This window comes from Candidatus Avelusimicrobium faecicola (genome assembly GCA_900540405.1).
Lineage (GTDB): Bacteria > Elusimicrobiota > Elusimicrobia > Elusimicrobiales > Elusimicrobiaceae > Avelusimicrobium > Avelusimicrobium faecicola.
In genome coordinates, this window is record UQFW01000090.1 from 1 (window position 1) to 2,105 (window position 2,105).

Sequence of the window (2,105 nt, forward strand, 5' to 3'; positions counted from 1 at the left end):
AAACGCAAACAGAAAGCAAAATGTTATTTTGCTTTCTGTGCGTTTATATCTAAATCCTACCAACAGCTGTTCGTTGTTATTACTTTACAATGTAGCCAAAGCGCTCTAATAGTTGACTATCATTCCTCCACTCCGGCGACACCACCACCGTCAGCTCCAGCCGGTACTTGCGCCCCAAAAACTCCACAATGCGCTTTTGGGCCCGCGTGCGCAACTCCGCAATCGCCGCGCCGCCTTTGCCGATGATAATGGGCTTTTGGCTTTCCCGCTCCACATGAATAATGGCGCGGATGTAGTTTTTATCCCCCAAGTCTTCCGTAAATTTTTCCACCTCTACAAAGGTGCTGTAAGGGATTTCCTTTTTATACAACAGAAAAATCTGCTCGCGGATGAACTCCGCCACATAAAAGCGCTCCCAGCGGTCCGTCCACTGGCCGGGAGGGAAATATGCCGGGCTTTGCGGCATAGCGGCGATAACCGCCTGTTTCAGCTCGTCCACGCCTTTGCCCTCGGCCGCGCAGATACAAAAAGTTTTTTCTATTTTCAAATCTTTGCGCACGGCGGCTTCCAGCTCCGCCAGGCGGGCGGGCTCTTTGACTAAATCTGTTTTATTAATGACCAAAAAAACAGGACAAAAAACTTTTTTGATTTTTTCCACCAACCCCGCATTCGGTGCATAAGGGGCGGCGGCATCCAACATAAAAATTACCAAATCGGCTTCCTCGCTCACGGCGCGGTCCACGGCGTTAAGCATAGTTTGCTGGAGCTTATAGCGCGGGTCCAAAAAGCCGGGCGTATCCACAAATACCACTTGGTAGCCGTCCCCCTCGCTAATGGCCAAAATGTTTTGGCGCGTAGTTTGGGGTTTATTAGTGACGGGTGACAACAGCCCCCCCGCCAAATGATTCAGTAGCGTGGATTTACCCGCATTGGGCAACCCCGCCAATACCGCAAAACCGCTATGAAAGTTTTTTTCGTCCATAAATGTATTGTACTTGTTTTTGGGGGATTCGTCATTAGTGTTAGAAAAAAACTGCGTTTACAAGTGCGTTTTTTATATAATTTTAAGATATTGCAACACTGCCGGCCCTCAAACGCCGTGCGGAGTAAAAAAATGGCACATAAAGTTTGGATTTTGAACCTTGACGATTTTGTTTTTAAGAGTAAAGCGCTGGACGCATTAAAAACCCATTCGCTTAAATACATACAGCTCTTAAAACCGGGGGATTTTTGCGTGTTATCCCCTCTTATCCACCGGGACCAGGCGTTTTTGGACTACATGGCCCGCATCAAAAAAATAGAACATAAAAATTGGGTCTTTCTCCCCAGGGAGCAACGGCCGGATGAAAGCCTGGTGGCGGCCATTTCGCGCGACGAAGAACTGCTTAAAAAACTGCGCCGCCTGTGCGCCATGGGCTATGTGGTCATTCCGCTGATTTACACCAAAGAATTTGGGCATTTAAGTTGGTTGTGTGAAAACAAACTGCTTAATAACTCTATTGCCGTGCAAGAGGCCAACAACAAATTGGTTTTTAAGGAGTTGTGCAAAAAATTCGGCATACCCACTATTGCCCCGGTGTACGAAGCCGGCATGAACAAAGTGCCCCGTATTTTGGCCACTCTCAACCCGCAGGAAACATACCTCTTGCGCAGGCCGTTTTCCGCCGGCGGGTATGGCAATATAAAAGGGAATTTGGTGGATTTACTGCCCCTTATTAAACAAGAGCATAAAGAGGCCGATTTTTATTTGGAGCGTTATAAAGAAATTTACAAAACGCTGGGCTCTTTGTGTATGTTAAAAGATGATGAGGTTTCCTTTGTAGGGATAGACAGCCAGCTGATTCATAAAGAGGCGTGGGAGGGATGTTCGTTCCCCTTTCAGCGTTTGCCCAAAGGAATTTTGGACGAAATACGCGAAAAATCCTTAATGTTGGCTTGCTACTATTACGGCAAAGGAGTGCGCGGGCAGATTAATATAGATTGGGCCATCCGCAAAAAAGACGGAGAATTAAAACTCCGCGCGCTGGAGTGCAACTCCCGCTATAACGGGTTTGGGCTGTGCTTGCGGTTGGCCTCCACCGTGTACGGCATTAACCGCCGGGATT

2 protein-coding genes are annotated in these 2,105 nt (G+C 47.7%); one reads left to right on the plus strand and one right to left on the minus strand.

The window, feature by feature from the left end; genetic code table 11:
• Positions 1–79: 79 nt before the first annotated feature.
• Positions 80–982, minus strand: coding sequence for a GTPase Era (gene era / locus ACQY18_RS06615; protein WP_428039303.1), 903 nt, complete (start codon positions 980–982; stop codon positions 80–82).
• Positions 983–1,114: 132 nt separating this feature from the next.
• Here era and ACQY18_RS06620 point away from each other — a divergent pair.
• Positions 1,115–2,105 (plus strand): hypothetical protein (locus tag ACQY18_RS06620; protein WP_428039304.1); only part of this gene is annotated, 991 nt, incomplete at its 3' end.